Below are 19,060 nucleotides of genomic sequence, written 5' to 3'. Positions count from 1 at the left end.
TCAAGATGCTTTAGATCATAGATCCTCAATCATTCATTGATAATAATTTACTCTTTAGGCTATTTTAAACTGGCTGAATTTTCTAACAGCGTTAACTGCCATATTGGAACTGATTTATGCGTGCACTGTTCCTTGTTAATGTATTTTTTGCTTTAGTATTGGGAGCGTTTTTATTGTTGCCCATTACCTCTAATTGGGCTTGGTTAGGCTTGATCACTGCTTGGTGTGTGTCAGAAGGTATTCTTGCTAGAGATAAGAACATTAAGTGGTGGCATTTTGCATTGCTTTTCGGGGTATTAGGCTCATTAGAAGTTGCATTAATTTTTTATGCGACTGCTTGGTAATACTGATGATAAATGCCGATGTTAAGGTCATCGGCATAGATTTCCTAGAAAGAATATCTGGCTCCAATAATCCAACTGCCGTAGCGTTTTCGGTATTTTCCACTTGGGCTATAACTATATCCTGTTTGAATACCCCAATTTTCGGTTAGTGCAAATTTACCGCTTGCAGTGAAATAGTTGGCATCATTTAATCTGCTGTACATGAGATCTAATTCACCCCAACTCGATAACCCTATTTTTGTTCCCGCTTCACCGTAAAATTTGGTTTTCCTTTCATCATATTTAAATTGATTTTGGGTGTTTTCAATGCCGTATTTATAATCGTCATTTTCATTCGCTATACCGACTCCTGCTAGTAGATCTAAATTGTCAGTTACTGGAACATAGAGACCGACAAGCCCAGCGATGGTTGTTGAGTTTCCATATGTTTTGAACTTTTGACTGCCATATTTTTTACTGTCATTAATTTTTAGGCGACTGATGGTGGCTTTTAGGTAAACATTTTCATAGGGGGAATATTGGACAGTTGCTCCTATTCCTTTGGTTGAAAAGTCTGGTTTTTTATTGCTGTATGCCATTTCGGTTTTACCGAATAACCCTGTCACTTCTGCGTAGTTATAATTGAAGTTTTCAGCTGAGGCCATGAGCGGGATAAAGCTTGTGCTTAAACATACTATTGCAACTGTATTGATATTAAGTCTGTTCATTGCAGGGTGAACCTTATGTGGCTTGTGAGTGTGTGATGAATTTTGCTAATGATGGTCTTATTAAACAGTCTCCCACTGCATAAAAAACAAACTGAGATAAAGATCACGCTGAGAGATGATCTAAAGCAATTAGAGCTACTTTTTCTTAATCTTGTCAGCTCATTAAAAGCTTTACTTTGAAGTTGAGGTTATCTATGGGCATCTTGGCCTATCAATCGCTATGACCACACTTCTGCTGAGTTTATTAACTGGTACCAATTCGCTACAATCAAACAAAATTATTTAGGAAGTTGTCCATATGTCTGTCACTTTACATAACCCCGATTGGTCACTAGGAGAAGAGTTACCTGATCTGCTTATTGCTAAGTTGTCGCATTTAGGCGTCATTGCAGCAGAAGGACAGCAAGCATCGAGCTTTCTTCATGGGCAAGTGACAGCCGATGTTGCTGGGTTGCTTCAAGGCAATTGGGTGTGGGGGGCGCATTGTGATCCTAAAGGAAAAATGCTGGCAAGCTTTAGATTGTTACAAGCAAACGAGCAATATTTAATGCTAATGCCAAAAAGCACCGTCGCTGTTGATTTACCTCAACTTCAAAAATATGCGGTATTTAGCCAAGTTACCTTGAATGATGCCAGTAATCAATGGGTGCTTATTGGTGTTGCAGGTGATAAGGCTGAGGCGTTTATTTCAGAAAGATTTGGTGAGATAACCGAGAAGGTTACCAAAATAGAAAGTGGCGTGCTGATCAAAGATAACAGCCGCTATATTGTTTTAATTTCTTCTGAAGTAGCTTCAAAATTATTTGTTGATCAAACGATTTATGAATCGAGTGTTTGGCAAGCATTAGAAATTGCCGATGGTTACCCTAATGTGGGAGCAAACCATAGTGGCGAGTACGTCCCGCAAATGTGTAATCTACAAGCGTTAGACGGTATCAGTTTTACGAAAGGCTGTTATATGGGACAAGAAACTGTAGCAAGAATGAAGTATCGTGGTGGCCTTAAACGCGCTTTGTATATCCTTAAAGGTTCTGTCTCTACTCAATTAAATAAAGATGCATTTTTAGAAATCGAACTTGAAAACGGTTTTCGTAAAGCGGGTAATATTATCGAGTATGTGCAGCGTGGTAATGATGTTCAATTAACAGCTGTATTGGCGAATGATACTGAACTGGATGCGACTTTTAGAGTGGCTGGCGATCTTGAAAGCAAGCTGGTACTTATACCTCTACCTTATTCATTAACTGAAGAATAGTTCTATTGTCGGAGGAGAATATGGCTTTATCTACCTCACAAATTGAAACCTATCGAACTCAAGGTTTTCTGTGTCCACTTGATGTATTTGCCCAAGATGAAAGCAAGAGATTAAGGGGAGAATTAGAAACGATTGAGAAGCAACAAGGTAAAGCCTTAACTCGCGGACAATGTAATAAATCCTATCTACTTTTTGATTGGGCTGATGAAATTGTTCATCATCCCAAAATTCTTGACGCTGTTGAGTCACTGATCGGTGGTGATATCTTATGTTACATGAGTAACTTATTTATCAAGGAAGCTGACAGTGAGACTTTTGTTTCTATGCATCAAGATGCACAGTACTGGGGTGTTGAAGCCGATGATGTGGTTACTGTGTGGCTAGCACTAAGTCCTGCAACTGAAATGTCTGGGGCAATGAAAGTGTTGCCAAGCAGCCATTATACTCTGTTTGATCAGGAAAATACCTATGCTAAAGGTAACTTACTTTCGCGTGGTCAAACGATTGCAAGTAAGCATCTCGAACAGCAACCAGAAGTCATTTTAGAGCTAAAACCTGGGCAAATGTCGCTTCACCATTTTAAATTAGTACATGGCTCTTCGAAAAATACCAGTGATGACAGAAGGATTGGCTTAGCAATTCGATATGTCAGTGCTAGAGCCAATAAAATTGGTAAGCCGGAGTCGGCCTTACTTGTTCGGGGGAAAAACTTAGGCAATTTTTTATTGGAAAAACGGATCACTGGCTTAACTGAAAAACAGCGAAATCGTCAGCATGCCAGTGCCTTGCGCAAGCAAATTCGAAATCTGTTTGAGCCGAATTCTGATACCGGAATGGCGGAACGGTTGCGATTACAAATCATGAAACGTGCCGCCCTTGGGATCAGTTATTGGCTAACGGTAAAAAATTTATAAATTCTGCTCTTTTTTCACCTTTAAAAACTCAATCCATTGCTGCATTTCTGGCGGTAATGTGGGTTGCTCTTCGTCAAACCCTACAGTTGTTAAGAGCTCGTCTAAAGGAACTTGTTTTCGCTTATGAATAAACACACCGCGAACGTGAGCGATGGCGTGTAATCCTCTCGCTGTTGTAAAGCGCTGCTCAAGATAAAAGTACTTTTCATCCCAACCGACGATTTTGGTGTCGATTTTAAATTTCTCTAGCGGTTTGATGTCTCGAATATAGGTAAATTCTGAGGCGTTAACGACTGGCATCCATTTGAGTTTTAAAAACTTTTTTAACAGCCCCATTTCCGCCATCATGTATGTTCGAGCCAGATCCATAAAGGCGGCATAGCGGGAGTTAGTAAGATGAAAGTTGACATCACAATCGCTGGGTAGGGCGCGAAATTGAATTGTACTGGTGCCCAGAAACCCAATCTTTTTACAGTGTTTAATACGCCAGATGAACAACCAAAATAATCGAAAGTAAAGATTCATTATGTCCCTAATGCTTAAAGATGATTTCCTTGATGAATGGGATAGGCTAACAGAGGTCGTACCAGACGGCAAGTAAAGGCAAAAGCAAAAAAAGCGCTCATATTGAGCGCTAAACAGGGATGGATATTTTTAAACTATTGTTAAGCCGCAATGCCACTGTGACGCAGTAGTGCATCGATTTTCGGTTCACGACCTCTAAAGCGTTTGAAAAGTGCCATTGGTTCTTCAGAACCACCCATTTCTAGAATATTGTGCATGAAGCTACGTCCTGTAGTCTCATTGAAAATACCTTCTTCTTCAAAGCGAGAGAAGGCATCGGCTGACAAGACTTCTGCCCATTTATAGCTGTAGTAGCCTGCAGCGTAACCGCCAGCAAAAATGTGGGCAAAGCTATGTTGGAAACGATTAAAGCTTGGTGGGATCACTACCGATACTTGGCTTCTGATCTGATCAAGCACTTGCTGAATTTGAGCTCCATTCTTAGGGTTAAACTGCCAATGCAGAGTAAAGTCGAAGAGTGAGAATTCAAGTTGACGTACCATCATCATTGCAGATTGGAAGTTCTTGGCTGCAAGCATGTTATCTAACATGGTTTTTGGTAACGACTCTCCAGTCTCAAAGTGACCAGAAATATGCTCAAGGGCTTCTTGCTCCCAGCACCAGTTTTCTAAAAACTGGCTTGGCAGTTCAACCGCATCCCAAGGCACTCCGTTGATTCCCGCTACATCGGCCACATCAATTTGAGTCAACATATGATGAATACCGTGACCAAATTCGTGAAATAAGGTCACCACTTCGTCATGAGTAAATAAGGCGGGTTTCCCATCGACTGGCGCATTGAAGTTACAGGTTAGGTAGGCAATTGGGTTTTGCAGTCCTGTGGACGTTGTACGGCGGACACGGCAATCGTCCATCCATGCGCCACCACGTTTTCCACTGCGTGCATATAAGTCGAGGTAAAAGCTGCCACGGTACTGATCTTTGTCATCTAAGATATTGAAAAAACGTACGTCTTTGTGCCATGTATCGACGCCCGTTTGTTCGCTGATCTTAAGTCCAAACAAACGATTTACGGTATAAAACAGGCCACTAAGCACTTTGTCTTCAGGGAAGTAAGGACGCAGCATTTCTTGAGATACTTGATATTTATGTTGCTGGAGTTTTTCACCATAAAAACCGATGTCCCACGCCGCAAGTTCGTCAACATCAAATTCATCTTTAGCAAATTGCTTAAGCTCAGCCAGCTCTGATTCCGCTTGAGGTTTTGAGCGCTCAGCTAATTGGTTGAGAAAATCCATCACTTGCTCAGGCGATTGTGCCATTTTAGTGGCGAGTGATTTATCAGCATAGCTGTCGAAACCGAGTAATTGTGATATTTCATGGCGAAGAGCGACAATTTCGTCCATTAACGCTGAGTTATCAAATTCACCAGCATTGGGTCCTTGATCTGAGGCGCGGGTTGAAAAGGCGCGGTAACACTCTTCGCGTAGCTCTCTATTCTCACTGTAGGTCATCACAGGTAAATACGATGGGAAATCCAGAGTAAACAACCAACCTTGTTGCTCATTAGCTTCTGCCATGGCTTTAGCGGCGGCGCGTGCAGATTCGGGTAAACCGGCTAATTCCGCTTCATCTGTGATTAATTTGCTCCAAGCATGGGTGGCATCTAAGAGTTGATTCGAAAATTGACTGGTGAGCTCAGATAAACGCTTTTTGATCTCACCATAACGTTGTTTGGCTTCATCTTTTAACCCGATACCTGACAATTTAAAATCACGAATCGCATGTTCAATCACAGTCTTTTGAGCTTGTGATAGTGATGCAAACTCATTTGAAGCTTGCAGAGCCAGATAGGCTTCATATAAACCTTGGTGTTGACCGACAAAGGTGCCGTAGTCAGATAACAGTGGCAAACAGGCGTCATGAGCGGCGCGCAGCTCATCGGTGCTAACGACAGAGTTCATGTGTGATACTGGAGACCAAGCTTGGCTGAGTTCATCGTCCGCTTGCTCTAGTGGGGCAATTAAGCTGTCCCATGTTGGCGTGCCTGAATGAGTGAGAACCTGTTCTATGGTGTCACGGCAATGTTGAATGGCTTGTTCAATATTTGACTGTATGTGTTCAGGTTGAATATCGGAAAATCTGGGTAAGGTATCACTAGGAATTGCCGTGGTCATATTTGCCCTTAATAAAAATCATGATGATAGTTCTTAAGTATGGGTAGCCTGTTAAAAAATCAAGATGTGAAGCTGAACAAGAGCTGAATCACAATTTTGAAAACTCATTATTACAAAAAATTTCGACTGCATTATAGTAATTGCAATTAATTTTTTAGTTGGAAATATTGAATAAAAATGCAATTTAAGCCGTGGTTATTGCTGATTGGGACATTGGCTGTACAACAAACAGGATTTTCTCAAGATACATCATTTTATGTTGAAGGGCGATTGGACAGTCAGTATGTGTCAAAAGGGCGATTACTGCTCAAAGATGGTGGCGTTGCATGGGCTGAAATGGGAGCCAAAAAAGGCGCATTAAGCGGATATGTGGCATTGGGTCGCGGCACTGACGAAGGCTTTACGGAGCTGGATTTAGGCATTGATTATTTATTTAAGCCGACCAAACATTTTACCGTGAAACTTGGCTATGACTGGGTTGGAGCGAATGGCGAGAACCATTTGCGTTATCGCGGCCACGAGTTTGATGTGGTTGTGGCTTATAAAGGCTTAGCGTGGCTAACGCCATCGTGGCGTACTATTTATGAAACCAAATCTGACGGCTATTTCACCTTAGTAGATCTTAAAGGAAACATTGAACTGACGCCAAAACTGAAACTACATCCTTATCTTCAAGAAGGCTGGGATTTTGGCTACAGCACCAAAAAACACGATGGACAAAATCATCGTGAATTGGGTGTGAAAGCAAATTATCAACTCACTTCGCAATTGGAACTAAGCACTTATGTCGCGCATACATGGGCATTGAGTGACGTTAAGCTTAAATATAAAGGTGACGGTCGTAATCATGATGAAACCTTTGGTGGTATTAAGCTGCATTATAAGTGGAAGTAATTTCTCTAAAATACGGTCTATTGGATATTCTTAGGTTAGCTATTGTTATTTCAATAGATCAGACATATGGTATCTGCCATTAGACCGAGTTACGGAGAATTGTATGACCCAGCATTTTGATTATATCTGTTTAGGTGCCGGCAGCGGCGGCATTGCCTCTGCCAATCGCGCGGCCATGCGTGGTGCTAAGGTGTTGCTGATTGAAGCGCAGCATGTCGGTGGCACATGTGTGAATGTGGGCTGCGTACCGAAAAAAGTGATGTGGTATGGCGCGCAAGTGGCTGAAGCGATTCACCTTTATGCCAAAGATTATGGCTTTGATGTCAGTGTCGATAACTTTGATTGGAATACGCTGGTGGCTAGCCGCGAAGCCTATATTAAGCGCATTCATGGCGCTTATGACCGCGGTCTTGAGTCTAATGGGGTGACCTTGGTTCGCGGTTATGGTCGTTTTATCGATAGCAACACCATTGAGGTCAATGGTGAACAATACACTGCAGACCATATTTTGATTGCTACCGGCGGCGCACCTATGATCCCAGATATTCCTGGTGCTGAACACGGTATTGATTCAAATGGTTTTTTTGCATTACGTGAACAACCTAAGCGCGTTGCTGTCGTTGGTGCAGGTTACATTGCGGTTGAACTTGCTGGTGTTATGCAAGGGTTGGGTAGTGATACTCACCTGTTTGTTCGTAAACACGCGCCACTGCGTAACTTCGACCCTATGCTTTCAGAGGCGTTAGTCGATGCCATGGGAGAAAGTGGTTTACAGCTTCACACCAATAGCACTCCAGAGTCGGTCATCAAAAATGATGACGGCAGCTTAACCTTGAATTTCACCAATGGTGAAAGTTACGATGTGGATTGTCTAGTGTGGGCGATTGGGCGTCGTCCATCGACCGATACAATAGGTCTTGAGCACACCCAAGTTCAGCGTGATGAACGTGGCTATATTATTACCGATGAGCAACAAAATACCACCCAACAAGGCATTTATTGTGTGGGGGATATTATGCAAGGCGGCGTAGAGTTAACCCCTGTAGCGGTGAAAGCGGGACGCTTGTTGTCTGAGCGACTGTTTAACGGCATGCATGATGCCAAGATGGATTACACTCACGTACCGACCGTGGTGTTCAGTCACCCGCCAATCGGTACCATGGGCTTAACAGAGCCTGAAGCCATTGCTGAATATGGTGCTGAAAACATCAAGGTTTATAATTCTGGCTTTACGTCTATGTACACGGCGGTGACCGCTCACCGTCAAGCTTGCAAAATGAAGCTCATTTGTGCGGGTGAAGATGAAAAAGTCGTGGGCATTCACGGTATTGGTTTTGGTATGGACGAAATTCTGCAAGGCTTTGGTGTAGCGATGAAAATGGGCGCCACCAAAGCGGATTTTGATGCGGTTGTAGCGATTCACCCAACAGGTGCCGAAGAGTTTGTTACCATGAGATAGTGGTTTATTGCCATTCTTTGAAAGCGCCCACTTGTGGCGCTTTTTTATTGACTGTTGTTCGACTGATTTTTATGGGCATACCATTCACATTAATTAACTGTGTTTATAGAGGAGGATTCGCGAAGGAAATACAAGGCGTGATGACGAATCATAGCCGTTGCTATGGTGAGGAATTGCAAAGATGTAGTTACAAAGCTAAACCTTAATCTAAGGCATAGTTAATTGATACGAATGGTATTACTATAGTTCCAAACTCATCCCTAGGATTGATATGGACAGTCAATTACCCAAATCACAAATCATTGCGATTTCAGCCATTCAAGGCATTGCACTGACATTGCTTTATCTGAGCCATGATCATCAAATGTGGCCTGCTACATCACCGATGTGGTTAACCGCTTTGGTAACCTTGGCGCTCAGTTTACCTCTACTGCTTTTGCTTTGCATCACCAAAACCAATGATAAGGCAGTGCTGACTTATCTTGCCCCTTTTACTGTGTTGTTATCTGTATTGGGAGGTTATGTTGGGTTTCAGCAAGAGCCGGTGGAATTTGTCCGCAATTATAACGTTATCCCCATTTTTACCTTCACGGCTTTGATAGCTTCATTCAAGGCTCTGATGTATATCCAACAAAGGGTAAGTCAGCAACCCATCAGTTACGGAGCCTTGTTTGAACTGTCGTGGCGTAACTTTATTTTGTTTGGCGAGTCTTGCCTGTTTGTGTTGTTCTTTTGGGGAATATTACATTTAGGTGCAAGCTTGTTTGCGGTGATCGAAATTGATTTCTTCAAAACGCTTCTGAACAAAGAGTGGTTTACGATTCCGGTACTGAGTTTAGCTTTTGGTTTCGCTACGATTGTGTTTAGAAATATTACCAATACCCTTGCTACGATTGCCGCCATTTTTCACACCTTATTTAAGTTTTTATTGCCAGCCCTGACCATAGTGTCATTAGGCTTTTTAGTGACGTTACCGTTTACGGGATTAGGTACCCTATGGAAAACAGGCTCGGGTAGCTTTTTGGTGCTTTGGCTGCAAGCTTTAAGCTTATTTTTTGTCAATGCGGTTTATCAAGGTAACAATGACGAGCGTCCCTATCATGTCATCATTCATCGTTTGATTTTTATTGGTGTCGCCTTACTGCCGATTTATAGTGTCATTGCGGCCTACGGTTTATGGTTGCGTATAGACCAATACGGTCTCACCGTCGACCGTTGTTGGGCCGTTATGGTGTGGCTATTATTGGCGTGTTTTGCGGTTGGGTATTTGTGGGGGATCATCCGTAAGCGCGATGCTTGGGTGGAAACCCAAAGCCAAGTCAATATCGGTATGGGTCTAGCCGTATTGGTGTTATTACTGCTGGTTAACTCCCCACTGCTGAATTTTCAAAGTCTTTCTGCGAGTAGCCAGCTTGCCCGTTTAGAAAAGGGATTCGTTACGCCTGAGCAATTTGATTTTGCCTATTTTGAACGTTCATTGGGGCGACAAGGGTATCTGGCTATTCAACAGTTGGAACAGGAATGGCAAACTTCAGCTCCAGAAAAAGTGGCAATCTTAGATAGGCTATATACCCAAAGGTCTCATTTCGCAAGGGAAACTGCTGCTTCAAGCTCAGGAAAAGAGGCAAAAAAGACTCTAGTTAACTTTAAAAAACAAATGGTTTTCTGGCCAAATAAAGGTGCATTTCCAGAATCACTGCTCGAAAAAGTATACTTTGTTGAAACTGAACACAATTGGCAGAGTAGTAAAAGCAATACCTATTACTTCATTGCTCGAGATTTAAATGATGATGGTAAGCCCGACTTTGTGGTGATCAAAGAAAACAGTGGTTGGACATCAGCCAAGCTGTGGCAATTGCAGCAAGGTGAGTGGAAAGCGAGTTATATGAAAACGACAAACCCGAGCAATCTTCATTACCTCAAATCTTTGCTTGATAGCAATGATGTCACAACCGTCAAGCCGAAATGGGATAAGCTAAAAGTCGGTGATTTAACTTTCGAAGTACAGTAATTCCAATCATTAAAGGGGCTTAAACGCCCCCTTTGTATTAAGCGTTGTAGGCACTAACTCCATTTATCCATTAAAGCCTTAACATCAGCCACTAACTCCTTATTTTTTATGTGAGGAATTTTCCCAACCTCGGCCTTGGGCTTTATGATGGCAATGCGCTGTCCCTGAGGTGAAATAAGCGTCATAGAAGCACTGTGATCCACTAAATAATCCTCACCATCGCCATTAATGGTATACGCCATACCTAGGTTGCGCGTTAAAGGGACTAATTGTTTATGCTCGCCCGTAGCGGCGACAAATTGTGGATTAAAAAAATCCATATAATCTTTGAGCTTAGTGACTGTGTCACGCTGTGGATCTACCGATAAAAATAACACCTGAAACGGATGTTTTTGACTCAGTTTAGGATAGGCGGCTGAGAGTTTCCCCATGGTTGTTGGACAAATATCTGGGCAAGACGTGAACCCCACAAATACCAATGTCCACTTTCCTTGTAATGATTGATTGGAAAAGGCATTGCCGTGTTGGTCGGTCAATTTAAAAGGTACGACGGGCTGAGGAGTCGGGAACTCAAAGCTGGTGGCCAACTGCAATGGTGCGGCTGGCTGTTGCCATTGCCATGCTGTATACGCGCCTACAGTTGCGATGAGAATGGCTATGGGGAGTAAGATGATTTTTTTCATAGGCTTACCACCAAGCCATGACGTAGTGATCCACCAGTAACAGTAAAAACAGCACCATCAAGTGGTAAATAGAGAATTTAAACACATTCATCGCAAGCCCAGGCTCATCATGATATTTAAGCTGCCATGCTTTGTAGACAAACATGCTGCTTAGCAGAGTTGAACCCACTAAGTAGATGATGCCGCTCATGCCGACGATTACGGGCAACAAGCAGGCTAAGCCGAGTAATACGGTATAGAGCAAAATACAGGTTTTGGTAAATTCACTGCCATGGGTGACGGGGAGCATCGGAATATCGACTTTGGCATATTCTTTTTGGCGGTGAATTGCCAGTGCCCAAAAGTGTGGTGGCGTCCAAGTAAAGATGATAATCACCAACAGCATGGCATAACCATGAAACTCATTAGTGACTGCCGTCCAACCGAGCAGTGGCGGCATAGCGCCGGCGAGTCCACCAATGACAATATTCTGTGAGGTGGCACGTTTTAAATAAGCGGTATACACCAAGGCATAGCCAATCAAACTGGCAAAGGTCAGCCATGCGGTCAGTGGGTTGACCAAGGCATACAGCATGACAAAACCCAGCACGCCGATCACCGCGGCAAACGTCAGTGCACTACGAGCCGATACTCGACCTTTAGGCAATGGGCGGTTATACGTTCGCGCCATTATGGCATCGATACGTCGGTCAATCAGGTGGTTCAAACTGGCGGCTGAGCCAGCCATTAAACCAATGCCTATCATTCCTGCTAACATCTGTTGAATGGGCAGAGCTCCAGGTAAAGCTAAACACATACCCACCAATACCGTAAGCAGCATTAACGCTACGACTTTGGGCTTGGTCATTTCTAAGTAATCACGCCAATGGACAAATAAGTGGCTCGATGATGTTAAGGTGGCTGATTTACTCATAATGAAATCCTTTTTTGTTGTTGTACCAACAGGTAAATCGCGTAATTAATGGTGATGACTGACAGCAGCAGTAAAGCCGCCACGCCATTGTGAGCCGTGGCTACAGACAGCGGCAGGTGGAATACTACATTGCTGATCCCTAAGGTGATTTGTAAGGCGAGCAGCCCAAGCATGATGATTGAAGTCTTGCGTATAAAGCCGTGACTGTGAATGAGCAGTTTTAGCCCTAACCAGAAAATAAATACGCTGGTGATCACCGCCCAAATACGATGACTTACGTGAATGGTCATTCGAGTTGGCCAGTCTAAAACGCCATATTCGAAACTGATGTGATCCCCTTGAAACGGCGAGAAGGCTTTTGCCCAATCCAGTTGGCTTTGCCAATCTCCCTCACACAAAGGTAAGCTGGTACAAGCCAGAGCGGCATAATTGGCTGAAGTCCAGCCACCAAGCATGATTTGGATGATCAGTGTAATGAGTGCTAGCCATGCCATGAACTGGATTGATGATGGCAGTGAAGTTTCGGGTAGCTGTAATGGCTTGACTCGCCAATACAGCAATAACAGTAAAGAAATAAGGGTAAAGCCACCTAATAAATGCCCCATCACCACGATGGGCATCAGCTTCATGGTGACCGTCCACATGCCCAACAATGCTTGAAAAATCACTAACGCTGCGATTGCCGTTGGTAATTTTTTAGGCGCGGTGGGTTGACGCCAGCACAAGATCAAAATGGCTAAAATCATCAGCCCAAGTAATCCTGCTAAATAACGATGGATCATCTCCAGCCAAGCTTTATGACTCTCAACGGTTAATTCAGGGTAGAGCTGTTTTGCTTTGTCGAGCTCATGGGTTTCGGAGGGAACGGCAAGGTGACCGTAGCATCCCGGCCAATCAGGGCAGCCTAGACCAGCATCAGAAAGACGAGTAAATGCGCCCATTAAAATGACAATAAAGGCAAAAACGATGGAAAATTGGATCAGTCTTTTTAATGTCATTAGCCAACCCTCGATAATTTAAGTAATTTTCGAAGATCATTAAGCATGGCTTTGCTTTGCATGACTTGCTCATGAGGATCGGTTTTGAGCTCATATCGAGTCACCCATTTACCCAGAGGATCAACCGTTACGATTTGTTGATCTGCAAGCAATGCTGAAGCATCTGAATTGGTTTTTAAGGTGACAAAATTAAATGATTTTAGTGCTGATGTGTCGCTGCCTTTAGAGACGATCACCACTGGTTGAACTCTGTCTTGCTCTTTACCAAGGGCTATAAAACTGCGCTGTAATAAGTGCAATTGTTGTTGACAAGTTTGTTGGCACTTAGCAGGCAGTTGATAAACCATTTGCCATTTGCCCGGTTTTGGGTTGGTCATGTTAAGGCTTTGGTAACTGAGTGAGCTGGGTAGTAGTTCCCCTTTATTGGTAGAGCCACCTTGATAAAGATCGAGACTTAAAAACAGTTGTGCCGCCACTATTGGTAAGGCAAATACCGCGGTGAGCAATACGAGTTGTTTTCGGCTTGCTGATTTCGTTGAGGTCATCCTTGCTCCTTATCTTGTTGTTGTGATGGTGAGGAAATTCGGCGGGCTTTAAACCAGCGATAAATAACGATGAGCGTTAACACAGCCGCCATCGAAAACCATTGTATGGCGTAACCAAGATGTTTTTGTGACGATAATGGAATGGGTTGCCAAGGCTTACCTAAAGGTTGGTTGTTTGCATCAAGGCTACGAGTGGTGGGTTGCAGGGCAACCAAGGCCAAGGGAGTATCTAAATAATGAGATAACTCTGGCAGTTGCAAGGTTTGGATTCGCAGCGCTGAGGTCCGCTCTGGCAGTAAGCGTTCGCTAAATGGGTTGCTTTGTTTGAAGTACAGTCGTCCAGATAATGTTTGCTTGTTGGTGAAAGGTATAACTTTGGGTAAGTTACTGCGATCTAATGGCGCTGGAGTAAACCCTAGTTCCACTAATAATTGAGGACTCTTATTAGTGATGCTCATGACTTGATAAACCAAGTAGCCTACTTTTCCCTCAAATACTTGATTGTCCAAATAAATCAAAGGCTGAGAGGTTGGCGTAACTTGTACGCTTAAGTTCGACCCCATTAAAGCGATTGGTTCGGTTTGAGTGAGTACCTCTTGAAAATTAAGTGGCGCTTGGAATTGACGTTGCTGTAGTGATTGTTCATAAGCCGCTTTAGATTGTGAGCGCTCTAATTGCCAAAAACCTAACTTGATTAATAAGATAAATAACGCCAAAGTAAATACATAACCCAGCAGTTGACAACTCATTTCCAACCAACGAGGTTTGCTTGTGACTACAACGTTACTGTTCAAAATCGTATTAGTATGCTTACTACTTTTCATTATTTTTAACCTTGGCCGCGCAATGATCATCATGGTTAAAAGTGATGATTCAGTTCCCATGAGCCGCTATTTAGGGCGTCGAGTATTAGTGTCAGTGCTGGTGGTTATTGCGTTAGTGGTGGCGATTGGACTTGGCTGGATCCATCCAAACCCAACGCCACATTAATGTTTAATCTTTACCGATGAGCAAAAGTGTGAACGCCAACAGAAGCGCACATCCATGTGCTGACGGTTGTCTATTCACGCTATTGCTCTCACCTATTTTCATAGAGTTTCCCTGTATTTCTCACATTGAGCTATAAAACGTAAACAAATACGAATAAGCACAACCACACCACATCAACAAAGTGCCAATACCAACTGCCCGCTTGGAATGCGAAATGTTGATCAGGCGTAAAGTGGCCTTTGAGAATGCGGAAAAAGAGTGTGATTAAGAAAATGGTTCCTATGGTGACGTGCATGCCGTGGAAACCTGTCAGCATAAAGAAGGTATTGCCATAAACCCCAGATTCGAGCGTAAGCCCTAATTCGGTATAAGCATGGATATACTCATGGGCTTGAAGGTACAAGAAACCGAGACCTAAAAGGATAGTCGCTGCCAACCAAGCTTTTAACGCGCTTCGTTTTCCTTTTTCTAAAGCCACATGCGCAAAATGCAGTGTCACCGAAGAGGTTAATAGAATGATGGTGTTATACAAGGGTAAACCGTGCCAAGGCATGGCTTGAGTTGTATCCCCTTTGGGCGTTTTGGTTAGTGGCCACTCAGCGACAAAATTAGGCCATAAAAACTCATGAGTGGAGGTTAAATGGAATTCACCGCCCAGCCAAGGTACTGAGAACATTCGAATGAAAAACAAGGCACCGAAAAAGGCACCAAAAAACATCACTTCTGAGAAAATAAACCAGCTCATTCCTTGACGGAAAGATCTGTCCATTTGTGAAGAATATAAGCCAGTCATTGACTCATTTATCACGGTTCGAAACCAACCTGTGATCATATAAAGGATGGTGGCAATACCGGCCAATAAAACATAAATTCCCCAGCCACCATGGCCGTAGGTATCAATCTGAGCAACATAATGCCCAGCGCCAAAGGCGATTAAAAATAAACCGATAGCACCGACAATCGGCCAGCCGCTTTGTGCGGGGACGTAATAATGTTCATGGGTACTCATGGAGTAACTCCTTGTACTTGTGGACCTGTTAACGCTTCACCTAGGGTTTTCTCTGTGATGTCATACAAAGTATAGGAAAGGGTTAAGGTGTGTATGTCCTTGGGTAGTTGTGGATCAACAAAAAAAACTAACGGAAAGTCCGCAGGGCTTTGACCATCTACTGGCTGTTGCTGAAAGCAGAAACATTCAGTTTTATGAAAGTACTTTGCCCCTAAACCGGGAGAAATAGAGGGGATGGCCTGTGCAATCATACGGCTTGAGGCATTATTTTTTGCCACAAACGCCGTTTTGATCAGTTCACCAGGATGAACTTCTAGAACATTGGTAGTGGGACCGAAATCCCACTGCATCCCCGGTTGAATATGAGCCATAAACTCAATTCGGACGGTGCGGCTTTTATCAATGACTTGTTGATCATAGGTTTGTGCTGTTGTGGCCGTTTTGCCATTAATCCCCAAGGTATCGCACATAATGTCGTATAAGGGAACCAAGGCAAAACCAAACCCAAACATTCCAAGGCAACCAAGCACCAAGTAGGTGATCAGTTTTTTATTGGATTGGGTTGAGGCCGTCATATCACTTCACCTCTGGCGGTGTGGTGAATGAGTGGTAGGGTGCAGGGCTTGGGATTTCCCATTCCAGTCCCTCAGCGCCATCCCACGGTTTTGCAGGTGCTTTTTCGCCGCCACGACAACATTTGATCACCAATGCCAAGAACAATAGCTGCGATAACCCAAAGGCAAAGCCACCGATAGAAACAATCTCATTCACATTCGCAAACTGAATGTTGTAATCCGGAATACGACGTGGCATACCCGCTAACCCTAAGAAGTGCATCGGGAAGAACAGCACATTCACTGAAATCACTGAACACCAGAAGTGCCATTTAGCTAAAGTCATGGAATACATGTGTCCTGTCCATTTCGGCAGCCAATAATAGGCCGCAGCCATGATGGAGAAGATGGCTCCAGTCACCAGTACATAATGGAAATGGGCTACTACAAAGTAGGTATCATGGTATTGGAAATCTGCAGGCGTCATCGCCAACATCAGGCCAGAGAAACCACCAATGGTAAACAACACCACAAAAGCGACGGCAAATAGCATAGGCGGCTCAAAGGAGAGTGAACCTTTCCACATGGTGGCAACCCAGTTAAAGACTTTCACCCCAGTAGGCACTGCAATCAACATGGTGCAGTACATAAAGAACAGCAACGCGACTTTCGGCATCCCTGTGGTGAACATGTGATGCGCCCAAACCACAAAAGATAAAATCGCAATACTGGCTACGGCGTACACCATTGAGGAATAACCAAACAGTTTTTTACGGCTGAAGGCTGGAATGATGGCTGAGACAATACCGAAAGCCGGTAGGATCATGATGTATACTTCGGGGTGACCAAAGAACCAGAAAATATGCTGGAACATTACTGGGTCACCACCGCCTGCGGCATCAAAGAAGCTGGTACCAAAGAATTTATCCGTCAGTACCATGGTCACTGCGCCTGCCAATACTGGCATAACCGCGATTAACAGGAATGCGGTTACCAACCAAGTCCAAACGAATAATGGCATTTTCATCCATGTCATGCCTGGAGCACGCAGGTTGAAAATGGTCACAATCACGTTAATGGCACCCATGATGGAGCTGATCCCCATGATGTGGATGGCAAACACAAATAATGCGGTACTGTCACCACTGTATTTGGTGGAAAGTGGGGCGTAGAAGGTCCAGCCGAAATCGGGGCCGCCTCCTTCCATAAACAGTGAACTCAGTAAGATCAAAAACGCAAAGGGTAAGATCCAAAAACTCCAGTTATTCATTCTAGGCAGCGCCATATCGGGTGCGCCAATCATCATGGGAACAAGCCAGTTCGCCAGTCCTGTAAAGGCAGGCATCACTGCCCCAAATACCATGATAAGGCCATGAACTGTGGTCATTTGGTTAAAAAAGTGTGGATCGACCAATTGAAGGCCCGGTTCAAATAATTCGGCTCGAATCACCATCGCCATCGCGCCGCCAATAAAGAACATGGTTAAACTGAACCACAGATAGAGAGTACCGATGTCTTTATGATTAGTGGTTAATATCCAGCGCATTAAGCCTTTTGGTGGATGACCATGATCATTATGAGCCGTTTCTTCATGAACCGCCTCAACGGCTTCATTGGTTTGAGGGTTTGCTGTAGTCATTGTTATCCCTTACTTTTCAACTTTTTCAACATCAGCAGCTTGCACCGCATCACCCACGTTGTTACCCCAAGCATTACGCTCGTAGGTGACAACAGCCGCAATTTCTTCAGCAGTCAGCTGTTTACCAAAAGGCGGCATGGCACTGCCGGGCCAACCAAATTTCACAATATGTATGTGCTTTTCTGCTGGACCTAAGACATATTCAGCGCCCTTTAATGCGGGGAATACCCCTGGAATACCTAAGCCTGTTGGCTGGTGGCATGCCGCACAGTGGGCGAGAAATATTTTTTCGCCTTTTTTGTAGAGTTCGTCTTTAGTGAGGGTTTTAGATAAAGCCGCTTTCGCTTTTGCTGCGGCTTGGAGTTGCGCTTGCTTTTGCGAGGCCAGCCATGTATCAAATTCTGGCCCTTCAACGGCTTTCACTACAATAGGCATAAAACCGTGGTCTTTACCGCATAATTCGGTACATTGACCTCGGTAAGTCCCCGGTTTGTCGATTCTAGCCCAAGCTTCATTGATAAAACCGGGAATAGCATCTTTTTTCACCGCAAACGCAGGCATCCACCACGAGTGGATCACATCGTCAGAGGTCATTAAGAAACGAATTTTACGGTCTGTGGGGAGAACTAATGGCTTATCGACTTCAAGTAAGTAGTGTTCTTGCTTGGCTTGCTTATTTTCGATTTGATCTCTGGGGGTGGCAAGGACACTGTAAAAGCCCACGCCTTTATCAAAATAGTCGTAATGCCATTTCCACTGTGAGCCAGTGATTTTAATCGTGAGGTCGGAGTTACTGGGATCCTCCATCGCCAATAAGGTTTTGGTTGCAGGGATCGCCATGGCAATCAAAATCACAAATGGAATGATGGTCCATAAGATTTCGACTTTGGTACTTTCATGGAAATTGGCGGCAACAGCGCCTTTGGATTTGCGATGCATGATCATGGCGTAGATCATCACGCCAAAGACAATCACCCCGATAACGCAGCAGATATAAAAAATAGTCATGTGCAGGTGATAAACTTCGTGGCTTATCCCTGTCACCCCTTGGGTCATATTCAGGCGCATCGACTCGGCCCAAACTGGCTGCACCATCAGTGCGCCCAACAAACAATACAACACTCGCTTCACTTGACGTCTCCTTTGCTAAACAAAGAAGAGTTACACAGTATCCCACAGCCCTATGCGAACTCTCCGGTTCCCAAAAGCTTGATGATATCTAAGAGCGTAGTGGTTAATTTCCAACAACTCCGAGGTGAGACGATATGACGTGTCTATTCCGGTACGACAATGGTAATGCTATTTCATACTGCTTTGGTGTTTCCACTTTGGCGCTTAACAGCGAATCAAATAGTACGACAGCTTTTCACTGGGACATTTCAACCTAATTCAGCGGATTTAATTTTCTGCCTTACTTTAAGCAAAGCATTCATATTGAATTTT

The 19,060-nt window shown here is 43.8% G+C and carries 18 protein-coding genes and 1 pseudogene; 7 read left to right on the top strand and 12 right to left on the bottom strand.

Annotated features, from left to right (window positions below; genetic code table 11):
- The first annotated feature begins 116 nt into the window (after positions 1–116).
- Entirely contained in the window at positions 117–344 is a 228-nt protein-coding gene (locus E2H97_RS18305) for a hypothetical protein (RefSeq protein WP_133408453.1), read from the top strand.
- Positions 345–388: 44 nt separating this feature from the next.
- Here E2H97_RS18305 and E2H97_RS18300 read toward each other — a convergent pair whose 3' ends face one another.
- Complete coding sequence (locus E2H97_RS18300; protein ID WP_133408452.1) at positions 389–1,051, bottom strand: outer membrane beta-barrel protein; 663 nt, start codon at positions 1,049–1,051, stop codon at positions 389–391.
- Between the two features lie 298 nt (positions 1,052–1,349).
- On the opposite strand from E2H97_RS18300, the gene ygfZ reads away from it, so the two are divergent.
- Positions 1,350–2,306, top strand: coding sequence for a tRNA-modifying protein YgfZ (ygfZ, locus tag E2H97_RS18295; RefSeq protein WP_133408451.1), 957 nt, complete (start codon positions 1,350–1,352; stop codon positions 2,304–2,306).
- Between the two features lie 20 nt (positions 2,307–2,326).
- Positions 2,327–3,220 (top strand): phytanoyl-CoA dioxygenase family protein, encoded by an 894-nt coding sequence (locus tag E2H97_RS18290; protein WP_133408450.1) that lies wholly within the window; start codon positions 2,327–2,329, stop codon positions 3,218–3,220.
- On the opposite strand, the gene E2H97_RS18285 is transcribed toward E2H97_RS18290, so the two are convergent.
- Positions 3,215–3,745 carry a thioesterase family protein gene (locus E2H97_RS18285; RefSeq protein WP_133408449.1) on the bottom strand — a complete coding sequence of 177 codons (531 nt, stop codon included), beginning with the start codon at positions 3,743–3,745 and terminating at the stop codon, positions 3,215–3,217. The genes E2H97_RS18290 and E2H97_RS18285 overlap by 6 nt on opposite strands.
- 140 nt (positions 3,746–3,885) lie before the next feature.
- The gene (gene prlC, locus E2H97_RS18280) at positions 3,886–5,922 is read right to left on the bottom strand and encodes an oligopeptidase A (protein ID WP_133408448.1); all 2,037 of its coding nucleotides are present in this window, start codon (positions 5,920–5,922) and stop codon (positions 3,886–3,888) included.
- Positions 5,923–6,099: 177 nt separating this feature from the next.
- On the opposite strand from prlC, the gene E2H97_RS18275 reads away from it, so the two are divergent.
- The 3 genes from E2H97_RS18275 to E2H97_RS18265 all read left to right on the top strand — a co-directional run bounded on the left by E2H97_RS18275 (position 6,100) and on the right by E2H97_RS18265 (position 10,286).
- Positions 6,100–6,816 carry a hypothetical protein gene (locus E2H97_RS18275; protein WP_133408447.1) on the top strand — a complete coding sequence of 239 codons (717 nt, stop codon included), beginning with the start codon at positions 6,100–6,102 and terminating at the stop codon, positions 6,814–6,816.
- Positions 6,817–6,919: 103 nt separating this feature from the next.
- Positions 6,920–8,275, top strand: a complete 1,356-nt coding sequence (gene gorA, locus E2H97_RS18270; protein ID WP_133408446.1) for a glutathione-disulfide reductase — start codon at positions 6,920–6,922, stop codon at positions 8,273–8,275.
- Positions 8,276–8,546: 271 nt separating this feature from the next.
- A complete protein-coding gene (locus E2H97_RS18265; protein WP_133408445.1) occupies positions 8,547–10,286 on the top strand; it encodes a DUF4153 domain-containing protein in 1,740 nt (579 codons plus the stop codon).
- Between the two features lie 53 nt (positions 10,287–10,339).
- Here E2H97_RS18265 and E2H97_RS18260 read toward each other — a convergent pair whose 3' ends face one another.
- The 5 genes from E2H97_RS18260 to E2H97_RS18240 are packed head-to-tail and all read right to left on the bottom strand — an operon-like array spanning position 10,340 to position 14,249.
- A complete protein-coding gene (locus E2H97_RS18260) occupies positions 10,340–10,969 on the bottom strand; it encodes an SCO family protein (RefSeq protein WP_133408444.1) in 630 nt (209 codons plus the stop codon).
- Positions 10,970–10,973: 4 nt separating this feature from the next.
- Entirely contained in the window at positions 10,974–11,882 is a 909-nt protein-coding gene (gene cyoE, locus E2H97_RS18255) for a heme o synthase (protein WP_133408443.1), read from the bottom strand.
- Positions 11,879–12,880 (bottom strand): COX15/CtaA family protein, encoded by a 1,002-nt coding sequence (locus E2H97_RS18250; protein ID WP_133408442.1) that lies wholly within the window; start codon positions 12,878–12,880, stop codon positions 11,879–11,881. The genes cyoE and E2H97_RS18250 overlap by 4 nt, the downstream gene beginning before the upstream one ends.
- Positions 12,880–13,425: a hypothetical protein gene (locus E2H97_RS18245; RefSeq protein ID WP_133408441.1), complete on the bottom strand. Its 546-nt coding sequence runs from the start codon at positions 13,423–13,425 to the stop codon at positions 12,880–12,882. Before E2H97_RS18245 ends, E2H97_RS18250 begins: the two co-directional genes overlap by 1 nt.
- On the bottom strand, positions 13,422–14,249 hold the full coding sequence (locus E2H97_RS18240) for an SURF1 family protein (RefSeq protein ID WP_246029028.1): 828 nt from the start codon (positions 14,247–14,249) through the stop codon (positions 13,422–13,424). The genes E2H97_RS18245 and E2H97_RS18240 overlap by 4 nt, the downstream gene beginning before the upstream one ends.
- Between E2H97_RS18240 and E2H97_RS18235 the strand changes: the two genes are divergently transcribed.
- Positions 14,197–14,415 (top strand): DUF2909 domain-containing protein, encoded by a 219-nt coding sequence (locus E2H97_RS18235; protein ID WP_121839499.1) that lies wholly within the window; start codon positions 14,197–14,199, stop codon positions 14,413–14,415. The genes E2H97_RS18240 and E2H97_RS18235 overlap by 53 nt on opposite strands.
- Positions 14,416–14,545: 130 nt before the next feature.
- Here the strand turns inward: E2H97_RS18235 and E2H97_RS18230 are convergent, their stop codons facing one another.
- The 4 genes and pseudogenes from E2H97_RS18230 to coxB form a co-directional block, all read right to left on the bottom strand.
- On the bottom strand, positions 14,546–15,424 hold the full coding sequence (locus E2H97_RS18230) for a cytochrome c oxidase subunit 3 (RefSeq protein WP_133408439.1): 879 nt from the start codon (positions 15,422–15,424) through the stop codon (positions 14,546–14,548).
- Positions 15,421–15,999, bottom strand: a complete 579-nt coding sequence (locus E2H97_RS18225; protein ID WP_133408438.1) for a cytochrome c oxidase assembly protein — start codon at positions 15,997–15,999, stop codon at positions 15,421–15,423. The genes E2H97_RS18230 and E2H97_RS18225 overlap by 4 nt, the downstream gene beginning before the upstream one ends.
- A gap of 1 nt (position 16,000) precedes the next feature.
- Positions 16,001–17,617: a cytochrome c oxidase subunit I gene (gene ctaD, locus E2H97_RS18220; RefSeq protein ID WP_133408437.1), complete on the bottom strand. Its 1,617-nt coding sequence runs from the start codon at positions 17,615–17,617 to the stop codon at positions 16,001–16,003.
- Positions 17,618–17,638: 21 nt separating this feature from the next.
- Positions 17,639–18,748, bottom strand: a pseudogene (coxB, locus tag E2H97_RS18215) (cytochrome c oxidase subunit II); the annotation flags it as partial.
- Positions 18,749–19,060: the final 312 nt, after the last annotated feature.

The organism is Parashewanella tropica (assembly GCF_004358445.1).
Lineage (GTDB): Bacteria > Pseudomonadota > Gammaproteobacteria > Enterobacterales > Shewanellaceae > Parashewanella > Parashewanella tropica.
The sequence above is the reverse complement of the archived record's forward strand: the minus strand, read 5'-3'. Positions and strand labels throughout refer to the sequence as shown.